The 16716-nt window shown below is 68.1% G+C and carries 15 protein-coding genes; 10 read left to right on the top strand and 5 right to left on the bottom strand.

Annotated elements, in window-relative coordinates:
* Positions 1–168: 168 nt before the first annotated feature.
* Positions 169–1962, bottom strand: coding sequence for a biosynthetic-type acetolactate synthase large subunit (ilvB, locus tag CEP50_RS09980; RefSeq protein WP_258175134.1), 1794 nt, complete (start codon positions 1960–1962; stop codon positions 169–171).
* A gap of 400 nt (positions 1963–2362) precedes the next feature.
* On the opposite strand from ilvB, the gene CEP50_RS09975 reads away from it, so the two are divergent.
* The gene (locus CEP50_RS09975) at positions 2363–3166 is read left to right on the top strand and encodes an IclR family transcriptional regulator (RefSeq protein WP_106113670.1); all 804 of its coding nucleotides are present in this window, start codon (positions 2363–2365) and stop codon (positions 3164–3166) included.
* Positions 3167–3273: 107 nt separating this feature from the next.
* On the opposite strand, the gene CEP50_RS09970 is transcribed toward CEP50_RS09975, so the two are convergent.
* Both CEP50_RS09970 and CEP50_RS09965 read right to left on the bottom strand, forming a co-directional pair.
* Positions 3274–4038: a DUF1295 domain-containing protein gene (locus CEP50_RS09970; protein WP_106113669.1), complete on the bottom strand. Its 765-nt coding sequence runs from the start codon at positions 4036–4038 to the stop codon at positions 3274–3276.
* On the bottom strand, positions 4035–5315 hold the full coding sequence (locus tag CEP50_RS09965; RefSeq protein WP_106113668.1) for an SAM-dependent methyltransferase: 1281 nt from the start codon (positions 5313–5315) through the stop codon (positions 4035–4037). The genes CEP50_RS09970 and CEP50_RS09965 overlap by 4 nt, the downstream gene beginning before the upstream one ends.
* Positions 5316–5562: 247 nt before the next feature.
* Between CEP50_RS09965 and CEP50_RS09960 the strand changes: the two genes are divergently transcribed.
* The 5 genes from CEP50_RS09960 to CEP50_RS09940 are packed head-to-tail and all read left to right on the top strand — an operon-like array spanning position 5563 to position 10202.
* The gene (locus CEP50_RS09960; RefSeq protein WP_258175133.1) at positions 5563–6846 is read left to right on the top strand and encodes an NAD(P)/FAD-dependent oxidoreductase; all 1284 of its coding nucleotides are present in this window, start codon (positions 5563–5565) and stop codon (positions 6844–6846) included.
* Positions 6833–7552, top strand: coding sequence for a DUF1365 domain-containing protein (locus tag CEP50_RS09955; RefSeq protein WP_106113666.1), 720 nt, complete (start codon positions 6833–6835; stop codon positions 7550–7552). The genes CEP50_RS09960 and CEP50_RS09955 overlap by 14 nt, the downstream gene beginning before the upstream one ends.
* Positions 7549–8802 (top strand): SAM-dependent methyltransferase, encoded by a 1254-nt coding sequence (locus CEP50_RS09950; protein WP_181188314.1) that lies wholly within the window; start codon positions 7549–7551, stop codon positions 8800–8802. The genes CEP50_RS09955 and CEP50_RS09950 overlap by 4 nt, the downstream gene beginning before the upstream one ends.
* Positions 8803–8811: 9 nt before the next feature.
* Positions 8812–9432, top strand: coding sequence for an ECF RNA polymerase sigma factor SigK (sigK, locus tag CEP50_RS09945; protein ID WP_106113665.1), 621 nt, complete (start codon positions 8812–8814; stop codon positions 9430–9432).
* Positions 9429–10202 carry an anti-sigma factor gene (locus CEP50_RS09940; protein ID WP_106113664.1) on the top strand — a complete coding sequence of 258 codons (774 nt, stop codon included), beginning with the start codon at positions 9429–9431 and terminating at the stop codon, positions 10200–10202. Before sigK ends, CEP50_RS09940 begins: the two co-directional genes overlap by 4 nt.
* Positions 10203–10280: 78 nt before the next feature.
* Here CEP50_RS09940 and CEP50_RS09935 read toward each other — a convergent pair whose 3' ends face one another.
* Positions 10281–11201, bottom strand: a complete 921-nt coding sequence (locus CEP50_RS09935) for an SAM-dependent methyltransferase (RefSeq protein WP_106113663.1) — start codon at positions 11199–11201, stop codon at positions 10281–10283.
* Between the two features lie 418 nt (positions 11202–11619).
* Between CEP50_RS09935 and CEP50_RS09930 the strand changes: the two genes are divergently transcribed.
* From CEP50_RS09930 to CEP50_RS09915, 4 genes are all read left to right on the top strand, one after another.
* On the top strand, positions 11620–12291 hold the full coding sequence (locus CEP50_RS09930) for a hypothetical protein (protein WP_146134785.1): 672 nt from the start codon (positions 11620–11622) through the stop codon (positions 12289–12291).
* Between the two features lie 66 nt (positions 12292–12357).
* Positions 12358–13638 carry an FAD-dependent oxidoreductase gene (locus tag CEP50_RS09925; protein ID WP_146134784.1) on the top strand — a complete coding sequence of 427 codons (1281 nt, stop codon included), beginning with the start codon at positions 12358–12360 and terminating at the stop codon, positions 13636–13638.
* Complete coding sequence (locus CEP50_RS09920; RefSeq protein WP_106113660.1) at positions 13625–14395, top strand: HisA/HisF-related TIM barrel protein; 771 nt, start codon at positions 13625–13627, stop codon at positions 14393–14395. Before CEP50_RS09925 ends, CEP50_RS09920 begins: the two co-directional genes overlap by 14 nt.
* 5 nt (positions 14396–14400) lie before the next feature.
* Positions 14401–15372: a zinc-dependent alcohol dehydrogenase family protein gene (locus tag CEP50_RS09915; protein WP_258175137.1), complete on the top strand. Its 972-nt coding sequence runs from the start codon at positions 14401–14403 to the stop codon at positions 15370–15372.
* A 61-nt stretch (positions 15373–15433) separates the two neighbouring features.
* On the opposite strand, the gene CEP50_RS09910 is transcribed toward CEP50_RS09915, so the two are convergent.
* Positions 15434–16714, bottom strand: coding sequence for an FAD-dependent oxidoreductase (locus tag CEP50_RS09910; protein WP_106113658.1), 1281 nt, complete (start codon positions 16712–16714; stop codon positions 15434–15436).
* Between the last annotated feature and the right edge of the window lie 2 nt (positions 16715–16716).

Below are 16716 nucleotides of genomic sequence, written 5' to 3'. Positions count from 1 at the left end.
GCACGAGCAGTCTGTGGTCACGGCACCCTCACCCAGGGTCGTGTCCCCCCCGGGGGCTGGAAGTATCCGTTCAGCGAATTCACGCAGTGGAGGAACCGACTGGTGAATCATGGCGCTTCTCCGGTTGATCGTGCGGGAAGGAAACAGGGTGGTGCGAAGAAAGTGGTGTCACCCCTCGACATGATCGAAATTCGGATACTCGTTCCGGGAAACCAGAATGTCGTCATTGGACGCCCCGGCCGGAACCATGGGCCACACCAGATCCGTGGCGTCGACACGGAAATCGATCACCATGGGCGCGTCGCTCGTTGCCTCCGCTTCGGCGAGAACGGTCCCCACCTCCTCGGGTCGGGCACAGTGCAAACCGACGCATCCCATGGCGCGCGCCAGTGCCGCGTTGTCCGGGACGTCACGGTCCAGTGTCGTGGCCGAATACTGTTGTTCGAGGAACACGTCCTGCCACTGTCGGACCATGCCGAGCGTTCCATTGTTGAGCACGGCAACTTTGATCGCGATTCCCTCGGCTGCGCAGCTGGCCAGCTCCTGGCAGGTCATCTGGAACCCGCCGTCGCCCTCGATCGCCCACACCGAATCACACGGCCTGGCGAGTTTGGCTCCCATGGCGGCGGGGACGGCGTAGCCCATGGTTCCGGCTCCACCGGAGGTGATCCATGAGCGTGGATCCGTCAACGACAATAGCTGGGCCGCCCACATCTGGTGCTGACCGACTCCCGTGGTGAACACGGTCCCGTCCGGGCACCTTTCCCGCATGGTGGTGAGGACGTCCCGGGTGTGCAAGACTCCGTTCCGGGAAGACGAGGGAGTGCCGACGTCGTACCTCTTCTGCCAGCGGGAGAGCCGTTGCCACCACGAGTCGTTCCGAGAGGTCGGTGGTTGCTCGCGCAGGTGTTCGTTCAGGGCGGTGAGCACGGCACACGCGTCACCCTGAAGAGCGACATCAGCGCGCCGGAGTTTGTTGATCTCGGAGGGGTCGACGTCGATGTGCACGATCCGGGCATCCCGAGCGAAGGTGTCGATTCGCCCGGTAACCCGATCGTCGAAGCGAGCACCGACCGCGACGATCAGATCACTGTGTTGCAGGCCCACCACGGCGGACACCGTGCCGTGCATACCGGGCATCCCCAGATGTTGGGGGTGGTTCTCCGGCACGATTCCCTTCGCCATCAACGTGGTGACCACGGGGGCTCGGGTGATTGCCAGCAGGTCCAACACTTCCTCGCGGGCTCCCGAGGCCACCGCTCCGCCTCCCACGTACAGCACGGGACGCCGAGCCCGTCGTAGGTGCTCGGCAGCGGCATGGAGACGATCCGCTGACGGCAGCCTCCGTTCAGATCGCGGCGGGAGCTCGTCCTCGCGGAGGGAGACATTCGTTGGTTCCGCTCGGCCTTGTAGCGCGTCCTTGGTGATATCGACCAACACCGGACCGGGTCGCCCGTGCAGGGCGGTGCGGAACGCTTCCCGCATGGCTTCGTGGACCTCATCGGGTCGCGTGACTCGGAAGCTTCGTTTCACGAGCGGCTGAGCCACCGAGCAGATGTCCGTCTCCTGGAACGCGGCGGTGCCGCGCAACCAGCTCGGTACCTGTCCGGTGATCGCCACGAGGGGCGTGGAATCCATCGAGGCGTTGGCGAGCGGCGTGATCAGGTTCGTCGCTCCGGGGCCGGAGGTGGCCAGGCAGACTCCGACTTTGCCCGTGGCACGCGCGTACCCTTCCGCCGCGTGTCCCGCCCCCTGCTCGTGGCGGGCCAGGACATGACGGATGTCGAAGGACCGTGTCAACTCGTCGTACAGCGGAAGAATGGCCCCACCCGGAATGCCGAACACCGTGCTGACGCCGTGGTGTTCGAGTGCCTCGACCGCCGCTGCGGCCCCGGTCGGTGCTCGAGATCCCGCTCCGGTGCGCTGCTCTTCGGCGTCCCTGATCGATGCTCCTGTGTTCAATGCGGATCCCGTTGTTCGAACTGGTTACGGACTGGAACGAATTCACGTGCGTCGTTTCGTGCTGGTCAGGCAGAATTCCCCTGGTTGCGGTGGTTTTTCCGTCTTCCTTCCGTGTCCGAGATCTCGACCTCGTGTTTCCTCGACTGTGCGGGTTTCCGCTGACTTGGCACTGACACGGCGCTGACATCGGGTTTTCACTGGCTTCGGTGTGGCTTCGTCGACGAGACGGTTTCGCCGGTTCGGCGAAGGCGCTACGGGCGTCATCTCCGTGTCAGCGCCATGTCAGCGGAGAAGGCGATCGTGTGGACGGGTTCCCCGGACTGGGCGTGTGGAACCGACGAACCGGGCGGAACCGACACCGCACAACGTGATCTCCCCGGCTCGACGGAGAGGGTGGCAGATGACCGAGAAGACCGGGACCGGCGGCCACGGTGCCGTGGAACACGCGGAACTGCGGGTGCTCGACAGGGCTTTCACTCTCCTGCGGATCCTCAACACCCGTGGTTTCCCCCTGACCCTCAAGGAACTGTCCGAGTACTCGGGAATCCCCAAGTCGAGCACTCATCGTCTGCTCAACGCCCTGATCAACCGGGAGCTCGTCGAACGGGTGGGTGCCACCTACCGGATCAGCGGGTGCGCGATCGAGTTCGGAGACGAGGCGGGAAGGTTCCACGTCCTGCGGAGCAGGCTCCTTCCGTATCTGACCCGGCTGCGCGAGGTGACGGGGTACACGGTCGAGCTGTCCGTACTCGTCGGACCGGAGGTCACGGCGGTGTGCCGCCTGGGAGGTCGGGATTCCCAGCATGAGGACACCGAACGCTCCGACCGGGTTCCGGCACACACCACCGCCGCCGGCAAGGTGCTGCTGGCCCACGACAGCAACGCCGCCCAGCGCTACATCGGTACCGGATACTTCCACGCCACCAACCCGACCACAGCCGCGTCCGAGGCCGACCTGTTGCGCGAGTTCCACGAGGCGCGACAGTGCTCGGTCACTTTCGACGGAGTGGACACGCCGTCGGGGAGGCGGTCGGCCGCCACCCCGGTCTGGGGGACTTCGCGGGTTCCCGTCGCGGCATTGTCGGTGACGGCGGGCTCCTCCGTGTTCCGGGAGGCACTGGCCAGGAGAGCGCTGTTGAGCACCGCCAGACACGCCAGCGCGGTTCTGCGACGAAACCCCGTGCCCGTGCATGGTTCACGGTGAACGGGCGAAGGAACGTTCGGAACTCCTCGAGGGCGGAGGCCGACCCCGAGCGGCGAACAGGAGTTGATCAGTTGTCCAGCCGTGCTTCCGGACGACCCCGCCCCCCGTCACGACCTCCTCGGAGGCCAGGGGAGGAAACCGCTGGTGCGGGCCACGTAGCGCGCGTACTCGGGGTGTCGTTGTCGCAGACGTTCCTCCAGCAGGGGCTTGCCCGTTCCCCGCGCCAGCAGCCAGGTCATCACCAGGGGGGAGAGCACGGTGAGCGGACCGGGCCACTGTTGGCAGGAGACCAGGTACAACCCCCACCACACGCAGGCGTCGCCGAAGTAGTTCGGATGTCGCGTGTAGCGCCACAGTCCCGTGGTGAGCACTCCACCTCGCGAGGCGGGATCGTTCCGGAAACGTCGCAGTTGGGCGTCCCCCACGGTCTCGAAGAACAGTCCCACCGCCCACACCACGGCACCCAGCGCGGTGAACACCCCGACCTCGGAACCGGTCAGCTGAACCGGCAGCGAAACGAACCACATGAGCAGCGCCTGGGTCAGGTAGACCCTGGTGTACATGCGGGCCGCCGGACGGGATCCGTACCGCTGCGACATCGCGGCGTAGCGCGGGTCCTCGGGTTTGTTCCGATTGCGTCGGTGCAGGTGCACGGCCAGCCGCAGCCCCCAGAGCACCGTCATGACTCCGGCGACGAGGCCGGTTCCGGTGATCAGGAACGACAGTACCGCGATCAGGGCGAATCCGAGCCCCCACACGGTGTCCACCGTGTCGTACTTGCCCCGGGCACGGGCCACGAGGAAGGTGACCGACACCAGAACGAGGGCAGTTCCCAGCGTGACAGCGAGTGTGAGGAGTTCCGTGGCGGTCATTTCCCTTCCCCCGGGAAGAGGGTGTGCCCACCGTCCTGCTCAGGACGGGTCGCCAGGATCTGGTCGACACCCATCCGGTTCTCCGCGAAGGCCAACCCGCCCCCGGCCAGGTACAGCCGCCACACCCGATACCGCTGCGCACCGAGGATCCGGAGAGCTTCGGACTCGTGCTCGTGCAGACGCCGTTCCCACAATCGCACGGTGCGGGCATAGTGTTCCCGGAGAGCTCGCACTCCGCGGATCTCGAACCCGGCCGTTTCGAGGCGGTCGAGGGTGTGCCCCACGGGGGTCATGGTCATGTCCGGAGCGATGTAGGACTCGATGAACGCTCCACCGCCCGGCGCTTTCGAACCGCGCGACATCTGTTGCAGCAGCAGGTGCCCGTGGGGACGAAGCATCCGGAACAGACTCGCCAGATAGGTGGGGTAGTTGTCGGCACCGACGTGCTCGCCCATCTCCAGACTCGCCACCGCGTCGTAGGGCCTGTCGGTGAGATCCCGGTAGTCCAGCAGTCTGACGGAGGCCAGATCACCGAGCCCGAGTCGTTCGATCCTGTTGTTGGCGTACTCGTACTGCTGGCGGGAGAGGGTGATTCCGTTGGCGCGCACACCGTGGTTCCGTGCGGCGTGAACGACCAGAGAACCCCAGCCGCACCCCACGTCCAGCAGCCGTTGCCCCGGGCGCAGTCCCAGTTCACGGCACACCAGGTCGAGCTTGTTGTACTGGGCCGTTTCCAGATCGTCCCGCTCGTCGGTGAAGTATCCACAGGAGTAGGTCAGTGTCGGGTCCAGCAGCAGTTCGTAGAACTCGTTGCCGAGGTCGTAGTGATGACTGATCACCGAACGGTCCCGTGCTCGACTGTGCCGGGTTCCGGACAGTCGTGCCTCACAGGTGGGAACCGGGGGGCGGGGGCCGAGCGCTCCCAGCCGCACGGCGGCCCTGCCCAGCTCCCACCAGTGTCGGTACGGCGGGAAGTGCCTCCGCGGACTGTACTGCCGGGCTACCTCCCAGCAGCGACGTAGCCCCTCCACGAGGTCCCCCTCGACGTCGAGGTCGCCGGAGACGAACGCTCGCGCGGCACCGAGCTCTCCCGGACTCCACAGCAGATGCCGCAGAGCGCGGGCACGCCGCAACACCACACGCGGGCCCTGCGTCGGTCCCGCCCGGCTGCCGTCCCAGGCGCTCACGCCCACGGGAAGAGGTGTTCCTAGTGCTCGTTCGACGGTGCTCCGCACGAGCCCGGCCACCCCGGCTTCGTTTTCCCTGGTTCGCGACACCAACACCTCCGTGACACGGGTTTCGCCGAGTTGTGATTCGGCGCGCTCGACGCGCCGGACTGCCGGGTGTGTCCACGGTCACAACAACCAAGCCGCGTCTCCGGCCGCTCCGAATGGAGGGCATGGAACCGAACGAACCGTGCGCACCGCTTCCTCGTCCGGGGACGTGCGCTGCGCCCGTTTCCCACGGACATCCGCCACGCCGACGGTCGGTGTTCGCGGCCCCGCAGCGGAAGGAGGGGCCGTGGTGAGCCAGCCGCGGGTGGCCGTGATCGGCTCGGGCGTCTCCGGACTGACGGCCGCCTATCTGTTGAGTGGGCGTAACACCGTGGTGCTGTTCGAGGCCGAGGACAGGTTGGGCGGGCACGCCCACACCCACCACCTGAGTGCCGAGGACGGGCGTGATGTCGCGGTCGACAGCGGGTTCGTCGTGCACAACCCACGTAACTATCCCAGGCTGTGCCGATTGTTCGACCAACTCGGCGTGACCACGCGGGACACCGAGATGTCCCTGAGCGTGAGTTGTCGGGAATGCGGGCTGGAGTACGCCGGAGCGAGGAAACTACGTGGACTGTTCCCCGGCGGCGCGAATCTGAACAACGTTCGTTATCTGCGTCTGCTCACCCAGGTCCGACGTTTCCACCGACAGGCCAGCCGGCTGCTCGACCACCCCCGGAACGGGGAGGACACCACGTTCGGGCAGTTCCTGGAGTCGGGAGGGTACACGGAGTACTTCGTCCGGCACTTCGCCCTTCCCCTGGTTTCGGCGGTGTGGTCGGTCGACCCCGCCCTCGGCGCTCACTACCCGGCGCGTTACCTCTTCGAGTTCCTGCGCAACCACGGCATGCTCAGCGTCGGTGGATCTCCCGAGTGGAGAACCGTGGTCGGTGGCTCGCACGAGTACGTCCGTCGGATCGCCGAGCGCCTGTCCGTGATAAACCGGCGTACTCCCGTTCGTGCGGTGGAGCCCCACGCGGACGGAGTGGACATCCGGGATCACACCGGGCGGACGCACAGCGTGGACCGGGTCGTCGTGGCCACGCACGCCGACCAGGCCCTGCGCCTGCTGGCCGCCCCCACCGAACGGCAGCGCCGGGTTCTGGGGGCCTTCCGCTACTCCGAGAACGAGGCCGTGCTGCACACCGACACCTCCCCGCTGCCTCGTCGGTCGGGAGCACGGGCGAGCTGGAACTACCTCAAGGAGACGTGTGCGGAGCAGACCATGGGCGCGCGGATCAGTTACGACATGAACCGGCTGATGCGACTGGCCGAACCCGAGAACTACGTGGTCACGCTCAACGCGGCCGACCAGATCCACCCGGATCGGGTGGTGCGCAGGATGCGCTACCGCCATCCGGTCTACACCCCGGAGTCCGTGGCCGCCCAACGACAGTTACCCGAACTGGGGGATGCTCGCCTGCGTTTCGCCGGGGCGTACCACGGCTGGGGTTTCCACGAGGACGGATGCCTGTCCGGGATGCGCGCCGCCATGGCCCTCGGCGTCGGAGGTGAGTCACGTGTACCGCTATGACGTGGTGGTGGGACACCACAGGCACGGTCGGCCACGGCGTTCGTTCCGACACCGGCTGCACACCTGGCTGGTCGATCTCGACGAGCTGCCGCGACTTCCCGGACCGTTGCGCACGGTGGCCTCCTTCGACTCTCGTGATCACTTCGACGATCCGGAGCGCGGGATCCGCGAGAACCTGGACAGCTGGCTGTGGTGGCGCGGCGTGGACCTGGGGGGTGGCCGCGTGTGGATGCTCGCCCACGCCCGCACGTTCGGCTACGTGTTCAACCCGATCAGCCTCTACTGGTGTTACCGGCACAGCGGGGAACTCGCGTGCGTCGTCGCCGAGGTGCACAACACCTACGGAGGGCGTCATCGTTACCTGCTCGACCCGGACGAGAACGGGAACTGCCACACGGAGAAGGCGTTCTTCGTCTCCCCGTTCCTGCCGAACCGGGCCAACTACCGGATGACGTTGACACCGCCGGGACGGAGTCTGTCGATCCGGGTGGAACTCGTGCGCGACGGGAGCCCCCTGCTCACAGCCACCATGGTCGGACGCGGCCGTCCCAGCACCCCTGCGGGAATGCTGCGCACCGAACTGTTCCGTCCGTTCACCCCGCACCGGGTCGCCGCACTGATCCGGCTGCACGGAATCGCGCTCTGGTCGGCGGGAGCACCACGTGGATCCGGGTGCCCCGCGGTCCGGCGGAAAGGAGTTCGATGACCACCAGTGTCGTTTCTCGGTGTCCCGAGAACACGGAACCGACACCTCCGTGGAGGAGGCTGGGACCGGCCCCCCACGCCCCGGTGCGGGCCTTCGCGGCCGAGCGGCTGTTCCGACGCGCGGTACGGGATCTTCCCGTACGCATCGTGCTCGCCGGAGGAGAACGACTCGGGGCGGGCGGAACCGGAACACCGCTGATGCGTGTCGAACGTCCCGACGCCTTCTTCCACCGGCTCGGTGCGGACGCCAAGATCGGTTTCGGAGAGGCCTACATGGCCGGAGACTGGTCCAGCCCGGACCCGGCGGCGCTGCTGACCCCCTTCGCCGAGCGGATGTCGACACTGGTCCCCGCACCGTTGCAGCACGCCCGGCACTGGGTGGAACGACGGCAGCCCGCCGCCGAACGCGGGACCCGACCGGGAGCCCGCAGCAACATCGCACGACACTACGACCTGTCCAACGACGTTTTCGCGGCCTTCCTCGACGAGACCATGACCTATTCCGGCGGGTGGTTCTTTCCCGGGGACGACCTGGCCGCCGCCCAACGACGCAAGATCGACGGAGTTCTCGACCTCGCCCACGTCGGTTCCGGGACGAACCTGCTCGAGATCGGGACGGGCTGGGGATCGTTGGCGATCAGGGCCGCCGAACGCGGTGCCGTGGTGACCACCGTGACCCTGTCCGCGGAACAGCAGCGGCTGGCGCGGGAACGTGTCGCCGCCGCGGGAGTGTCCGACAGGGTGGACGTGTTGCTGTGCGACTACCGTGACGTCACCGGCCGCTACGACGCGGTGGTCAGCGTCGAGATGATCGAGGCGGTCGGACACGAGTTCTGGCCCACCTACTTCTCCGCCCTGGACCGCCTGTTGGTGCCCGGAGGACGGGTCGGTCTGCAGGCGATCACCATGCCGCACTCCCGGATGCGTGCCACCAGGAACAGCTACACCTGGATCCACAAGTACATTTTTCCCGGCGGGTTGATTCCCTCGGTGCGGGCCATCGACACGGCCGTGACCCGCTGTACCGGTCTGGTTCCCACCGGACGACGTTTCTTCGGTGACGGCTACGCGGAGACGCTGCGGCAGTGGCGCGAGCGTTTCCTGCGAGGTTGGGAGGAACTGGCACGGCTCGGGTTCGACGAACGTTTCCGCCGTATGTGGGAATTCTACCTCGCCTACAGCGAGGCGGGGTTCCGCGCCGGATACCTGGACGTCGGGCAGTTCGGGTTCCTCGAACCAGGAGGGAAGTGACGAGGCGTCGTGGAGCACGGAACCGAACGAGAGACGGACGGGACGTCGAGGACCTCCCCGACTTCCGGGCAGGAGGGAACGGCGAGCTCGGATCCACAGGAACTGCTGTTGGCCGTGGCCAGAGGCGACGAGCAGGCCTTCTCCGGACTCTACGACGTGGTCGTGGGGCCGGTGTTCGGTCTGGTCCGGCGTATCGTGCGGGACGAGGCCCAGTCGGAGGAGGTCACCCAGGAGGTGTTGGTCGAGGTGTGGCGCAACGCCACTCGCTTCCGACCGGAACGGGGCAGTGCCCTGTCCTGGATCATGACCCTGGCCCACCGGCAGGCGGTGGACCGGGTGCGGTCCTCCCAGGCCACGGCCGACCGGGAGACCAGAACCGGACGGCAGCAGCTCGGAAGGCCCTTCGACGAGGTGAGCGAGGCGGTGCTGTCCCAGTTCGAACAACGACAGCTGCGCCGGTGTGTCTCCACCCTGACCGACCTGCAACGCGAGTCGGTCATGCTCACCTACTACCGCGGCTACACCTATCGTGAAGCGGCGGGGCTGCTCGAAACACCGACCGCGACGATCAAGACCCGGCTACGGGACGGACTGATCCGTCTCCGGGACTGCCTGGGGGTGAGCCGGTGAGCACCACCGAGATGTCGACGTTGACCGGAGCCTACGCGCTGGACGCCCTCACGGGGACGGAGCGCGCACGGTTCGAGCGCCATATGGCCGTGTGCGAGGACTGTGCCCGGGAAGTACGGGAGCTGCGTGAGACGGCAGCCCGGTTGGGGACGGACGCCGCCGCCTCCCCACCGGAGGGGCTCAAGGAACGGGTGCTGGAGGAGGTAGCCCGCACGCGACAACGTCCTCCCCGCACAGGCGGCCGGGGCGGACGGGGCGCTCCGGCCTTCCTACCCCCGCATCCGTGGACGACCCGTCTGGCCGTGGCCGCCGCCGCGCTCGGCGTCGTGCTGGCGGGTGTTTTCGGGGGAGTCGCCTGGCACACCCAGCGGCAGCTCGCCGAAGTCACCCGCCAGGACGAAGGGGTCGACCGGGTCGACACCGCCACGCGGGTGATGCGGCTGTTGCGGGCTCCCGACGCGCGCGTGGTCCGCAGCTCCGAGGGGAAGAACCGGGCCGCGGTCGTGATCTCGGAACGGAGGGGAGGCGTGGCCTTCCTCGGTTCGGACATGGCCGAGCCGCCGCCGAACCGGGTGTACCAACTGTGGTTCCTGGAGGAGGGCAGGCCGGTGTCGGCGGGAGTGTTCGAACCGGCGGCGGGAATGGCGGAGTCCAGCGTCGTCAGCCGGGCTCCGGAGGGAGCCGAACGCATGGCGGTCACCGTCGAACCCGAGGGCGGTTCGGCACGACCCACCACGGAACCGGTGATGGTTCTCGACATGCCGGTCTGAGGTGGGGCGGGTTCCGCGTGGTGTCCGACGCGACGGACGGCACGCGGAACCCGTCTTTCGACGAGGCGTTGGGAGAGCTCACTCCGCTCGCTCCGCGATGATGTTGTAGGCACCCGCCTGCCCGCACAACATCATCACCGACAGGTGGACGGCCGCCACCCGGATCTCTTCCAGGGCACCCGTGACTCCCTCGGGAAAATGGGTCTCGATGTTGGAACGCAGTTCCAGCAGCCAGTGTGCGACGTCGGTGTTGGACGGCAGCACCCGCATGTCGCGGATCGCGAAACCGTTTTCCCGCAACACGCGGACGAAGTACTCGGGGCTCTTCCGGTGCCGCAGCTCGAAGGGATCGTTCTCGTCCTCGGTGATCGCCGCCGTCGAGTCGGCGGCGTTGTCGTAGAGCGTGTCGGATATGACCAGCATTCCTCCTGCGGTGACCCGGTCGGCCAACGCTGCCACCGCACTCTCGTAGAGCTCGGGAGGGAAGTGCGTGGCCACTCCGCGCATCACCACCAGGTCGTGGCCGAGGTCGGCGTCCGGCAACGAGCGGAGGTCACGGGCGTTGCACAGGTACAGGTTCGTGCGCTGCTCCAGGCCGTGTCCGGCCAGCAGGGATCCACAGTGCTCCAGCTGGCTGCGACTGATGTTCACCCCTTCCAGGCGCGGGCATCTCGGGAACCACTGGGCCAGGCGCAGCAGGCAGTACCCCCAGCCGCACCCGAGGTCGAGGATCCTGCGCGGGTCCAGGGGTTTCGAGGCGTTCCGCTCGGCCAGTTCGAGCTGACGATCGAAGAAGCGGATTCCCGCCTCGTCCAGTGACACCGGACGCGGGGAGGCCGGGTGGTCGTACACACCCCATTCGAAGAGAAGGTTGTGCCCGAGTACTCTGCGCCAGGTGTCGACGTCGTACTCGTAGGCGTTGACGAGTCGTTCCTGCTGCGGATCCGTGTTCCGCGTTCGGATCACGACGGGTTCGATCGCCGCTGTCCGTTCGGACATGGTTGCCTCCGTGACGAGGGGAACTCGATGGGCCGTGCTCCCTGAGGCCTCCGGCGCGGACGAGGCACCTGTGCCGGTGCGGAAAGAGGGGAATTTCGCGCTCTTCCGATTCCGATGTCCGGGGACCGTGGTTCCCACACGGCTCGTTTCCGGGTGCGACGGCCACACCATAACTCCGTCGGAAGGCGACGCACCACAGGTCGAGACAGTGTTGTCTCCTCTCGTGATCTCCGCGTTTTCGGGGCGTTCCCACCGAGAACGGAGATGTCAGCGCCGCGTCAGCGTCGTGTCAGTTCGGACGGGGACAAAGGTGGGCAGGGAATTCCCGTGGATCGGAATCGGTGTGGCTCCGGTTTTCGCGGAATTCCTCGTGAACGCGAAGGACGAGGACGCACCACGCGTTGGTCGGGAGGATGCCATGAGCGACGGAAGGACCGCCGAGGCCGAAAAACTCGTCGAACGGGTGCGCCAGATGCGCACCGAACGTCCGGTGGGCAACGCGCTGCTCGAACGACTCAACCAGAACACGCTCACCGTCGAACACCTCAAACGCTTCGTGGCCGTGGAGGAGAAGGCCCACCATGCCGAACTCGCCGTCTACGGGCTGTTCATGACCCGTTTTCCGCACAGTCCGGTGGTGGACTTCTACGCGCGGTTGAGCGAGCTGATCACCGGAGCGCTGCCGAAGCTGCTCGAATGCGCCCGGGCTCTGGGCATGGCCGAGCGCGACCTCGTCCGCTGGCCCGCCGAGTGGGAGGCCTACGCCTTCAACAGCACCCTGTCGTGGATCGCGCTGACGGGAAGTCAGGCCAGCGGTGCGCTCGCGCTGCACACCGACATGACCATCTACTTCTCCGGCTGCGCCGAGATCGCCGCCGGGGTGCGCGAGAAACAGCTGCCCGTTCCCGAGGAGTTCTTCACCTACTACGACGGTGGCCATCCCGAGGAACTCATGCGGCAGGCCCTCGAAACCGTCCAGGACGGTCTGGACCGGGGCGACGACCCGGACGAGGCCGTGTTCCGCGCTCGTCTGCTCGAGGAGAGCATCGGGCGGTTCTGGAAGGCGGCGGCGGACCTGCGTCTCGAATGACCGTCCGGGGCGCGGCACCACGAACGGTGCGTCGTCACGTCACCGAGCACTTCGGAGGAACCCACGTTGCGAGTAGGAATCGTCGGGGCGGGCATGGCCGGCCTCACCGTGGCCTGGTTGATCGACGGAACCCATGAGGCGGTGGTTTTCGAACGCGGACGACGCATCGGTGGCAACGCGCGTTCCGTCGCGGTCCGACTCGGAGGACGACCGGTCTGGTTCGACCTCGGCACCCAGGAGATGTCCACTGAAGACTATCCGCTCAACACGCGGTTGATGCGGCTGCACGGCTTCGGGGACGAGGACTTCGTGGAGGTCCCGGCCTCGCGCACCGTCCTCCGGGAAGGAGAGGAGAGCCCGCTGCTCGTCGGACCGCACGAGCCCGATCCCGGATGGCCCCGGACGAAGGTGCTCGGTCGACACTGGGACCGGCTGGCCGAGTTCCTGACGCGGGCGCAGGAGTGGGACAACACGGGGCTGGACTGGGAGGTCCGGCTGGACGAGATGCTGGACTCGCTCGGCACGGACCGGCGGAACCGTCCCCTGCTGTACGCGTTGCCCGCCGCACTGTTCGGCTGTGAGCCGCGTGAGGCGGGAACCCTGTCCGCCCGTGCCGCCACGGCGGCCTTCCTCGGTGGGCAGCGCAGTGACCACGCCCCGGTCACGGAGAACGTGCGCGGTGGCCTGGAGAGTCTGGCGTGGTCACTGGCCACCGACCTCCACGTGGCGCGGATCCGTCCGGACACCGGAGTGGTGCGGGTGCGGCAGAGCGGGTCCGGCTACGAGCTGGTCGACACGACCGGGGAGGTCACCCGGGTCGAGGCCGTCGTGTTCGCCGTGCCCCCGCCGGTGACGGCGGAGCTCGCCGGTTCGCTCGACGGGCTCCGGGATCTCGGGGCGACGTTGACCGCCTTCCCGTACCGGCGGGTCGACTACGCCCTGCACCGGGACCCGGTGGGCATGCCCGACAGGCTCGAGCACTGGTCGACGAACAACCTCACTCTCGGTGAGAACCACAGCGAAACGACCGTGTGGTACGGACCCGTGCACGGTGTCGACGTGTTCCGCAGCCAGGTGAGCAGACGCTCCCGACAGCCGAGCAAGGTCCTGGCCCGGGAGAGTTTCCGGCAGCTGCTTCCCACCCCCGAGGTGGTCCGGGCGCAGCGACGGCTCGCCGCCCACCAGGGCACCGACAACCTGTACTTCGCCGGGCACTACGCCTTCGGCATCGACTCCCAGGAGACCACGGTGGAGTCGGCCGCGCTGGTCGCTCGGAGACTCGCCCCCTCCAGTCCGCGGGTGGCGCGACTGCTCGGCACCGAGGAGGGCTCCCATGACGACCGATGACACCAGGGTCGTGGACGTGTTGATCCCGTGTGTGGACCTCGCGAGGGGCAGGGCGACCGATCCCGTGCGGCTGCCCGGCGTCGGGGATCCCCACGATCCCGTCGACATCGCCCGGTGCTACGCGGCGTGGGGCGTGCGACGGGTCTTCCTCGACGTGCTCGACGACTGGGACGAGCTGCACACGGTCACTCCCGTCGTCTCCGCGGTGCGGGAGACCGGTGTCTCGGTGCTGGTGTCGGTGGGGCACGGCGTGCTGCGCTCCGTCGCCGAGGCCGAACGTCTCCTGCGGGCTGGGGCGGCGGCACTGTCGGTGAGCACCGCCCTCGTGGAGTCCCCGCGTGTGGTGGAGGACTTCTCCCGGAGAACGGGACGGCTCATGGGGGCGGTGAACGCCGGAACCGGTCCGCTCGGCGCGTGGACGGCCCACGTCCACGGCGGTCGTGTCCCCAGCGGGATGGACGCGGCGGAGTTCGCCCGCCGACTCGGAGAGCTGGGCGCGGGGTTGGTCCTGGCCAACAGCGCCGAACGCGAGGGCACGGGAGCGGGCTACGACCACAGGCTCACCAGGAAGGTGGCCGTGTCCTCGGCAGCGCCGGTGATCGCCTCCGGAGGGTGCGGTTCGGTCGCCCATCTCGTCGAGGCGCTCGAGTCGGGCACTGCCGACTACGTGCTGGCCAACAAGGCGTTGCACGCCGGGAGGTTGCCGAGGTCCGAGCTGCGACGGCGGTGGGGAGTTCCGGAGGAGACGCGGGGGTGAACGTGATGCGTGCCGTGCTCGCCCACCGACACGGTGTTCCGGAGGAGGTGCTGGACGTGCTCTCCGACCTGCCCGTCCCCCGGCCGGGGGACGGGCAGGTGCTGGTTCGCCTGCACGCCCGTCCGGTCAACCCCGCCGACCTGCTCTACGTCGAGGGGCGGTACGGCCGACGCGCCGACCGTTTCCCCACGGCTGTCGGTTTCGAGGGCTCCGGCACGGTGGAGGCCGTCGGCGGGGGGACGTCCGCCCCCGTGGGGGCGAGAGTGGCCGTCGCCGCTCGGGGAACCTGGGGAGAGTACGTGCTGGCCGGAAACGACGACCTGGTGTTGCTTCCCGACGAGCTGCCGCACGAGGTGGCCTGCCAGGCCACGATCAATCCCGTCACGGCGTTGTCGTTGCTGGACGTGCTGAACCTGGAACGCGGAGCGGCACTGGTGCACACCGCGGCGGCCTCGACGGTGGGAAGGATGCTCCTGCCGCTGGCCGAGCGGGCCGGAATCCGCTGTGTCTGCGTGGTCCGGGGTGAGGAGCGCACGGAGGAGCTCATCCGTCTCGGGGCCCGTGCCGTGGTCGACGGCGGGAGCGAGGCCGTGGAGGACGCCCTGCGTGAGCACACGGGCGGGGGAGCCGACGCCGCGTTGGACGCGGTCGGCGGTGAGCTGGGCAGCAGTGTGCTGCGGTGTGTGCGAAGCGGAGGCAGGTTCGTCTCCTACGGGATGCTCTCGGGTGAGCCGCTGCGCATCACCCCCGACAGCCTGGTCTTCGACGACATCCGCGTGGAGGGGTTCTGGCTGCCGGTGCACCTGGCCCGGTTGACGAGCGCCGAGCGCTCCCGGCTGACGGAACGCGCCCTCGCACTGCTGAGTGATCCACGGTGCCGTCCGGTGGTGGGGCAGCGGTTCGATCTGTCCGAGGTCCGTCGGGCGGTGGCCCTCGCCGGTCGGTCCCACCGCGGGAAGATCGTGCTGACCGGTTGAACGGGGTCCGTGCTGTCCGACCGGGCCGCCATCGGCGGGTTTCGCATGACGGCCCGGGAGTTCACCGCCCGGACTGCTCGGTCAACAGGGCCAGTCGGGGTGCGGAGGGCAGGATCCGCCGGACGGCGGAGCAGGCCGAACGCACCGCGCTCTCCTGGCTGTCCACGTCCACGGTCCAGCTGCCCGCGAAGTGCGTTCCGTTCCGCCCCTGCATCCGGTCCAGCTCGGACTGGGCCGCGACGGTGTCGACGGTGGGAACCGGGTGGTGGTACTCACGCGCGGCGACGAGCTCCGTCGGCTGCCGTTGCCGGTGGGTGATCCAGCTCTTGAACATCTCCTCGCCGGTGATCGGCCGGTACCAGGTGGACGTCTCGGCCCATCCTGTGCCCTCGTGCGGTTCGGAGACGGTGACGGTGTTCGTGGACCGGTACTCCGTTGCCGAGGGCAGGTAGGTCGGGTCGCGGTGGATTCCCACCACCGCGCGGACGGACCGGAACCGACGCAGCGTCCGTGCGGTCTCCGAACCGGCTCGTTCGTCCAGCATGTCCGGTATCGCCCAGGGCGGGGTCGCGAAGACCACGTGCTCCACCCGGTGGGTGACCCCGGATCTTTCCACGATCTCGTGACCATGGTCCCGCGGCCGCACGCGGACCACCTCGGTTCCGGGGCGCAGACGGGTGTTGCGCAGCTGTTCGGCCAGTGTCGTGGCGAGCCCTTCCACACCGCTCCGCAGGTTCACCCAGGGAGGGGGCTGTGTCGGCTCGGCGGGTGCGTTGCGGACGAGGAAGGCCACGGCGGCCCGGAACGACAGGCCGCGGGCCTGCTCCAGCGAACACCCGACGAAGGAGGCCATCAGGGGATAGAGGACCTCCCGCTTGAACGAGTCGGGAACGTCGAGGGGTTCGACCACGTCCTCGGCCGGTAGCTGCCAGGCGTTCGGATCGTTTTCGAGGTCGGCCGCCCGCGCCAGGAAGGTGCCCAGGTGGTTCAGTGACGCGCCGCCCTCGTCCCCTTCCGGTTGGGGACGTAGCCCCGGGTGCGGAGTGACCAGCAACGGTCTCCCGCCCGACAGCACCGTGACGCTCAGTGGTGCCGCGACCGGTTCCTCCTCCAGCCCCAACCGCCGCAGCAGGCGGGTGTGGGTGGGAAACGCCTCCGGTGCCAGGTGCTGTGCTCCGAGGTCGGCGAACCCGTCCCCCACGGGCACCGACTCGGCGTGGCCGCCGAGTCGGTGCCGCTGTTCGAAGAGGGTGACGCCCTCCAGATCGGTGCCGATGGAGTCGTCGAGCAGCCACGCGGCCGTGAGTCCGCTGATTCCTCCGCCGATGATGCCCACGCGCATGG

It is taken from the genome of Actinopolyspora mortivallis (assembly GCF_003001495.1).
Classification (GTDB): Bacteria; Actinomycetota; Actinomycetes; order Mycobacteriales; family Pseudonocardiaceae; genus Actinopolyspora; species Actinopolyspora mortivallis_A.
The sequence above is the reverse complement of the archived record's forward strand: the minus strand, read 5'-3'. Positions and strand labels throughout refer to the sequence as shown.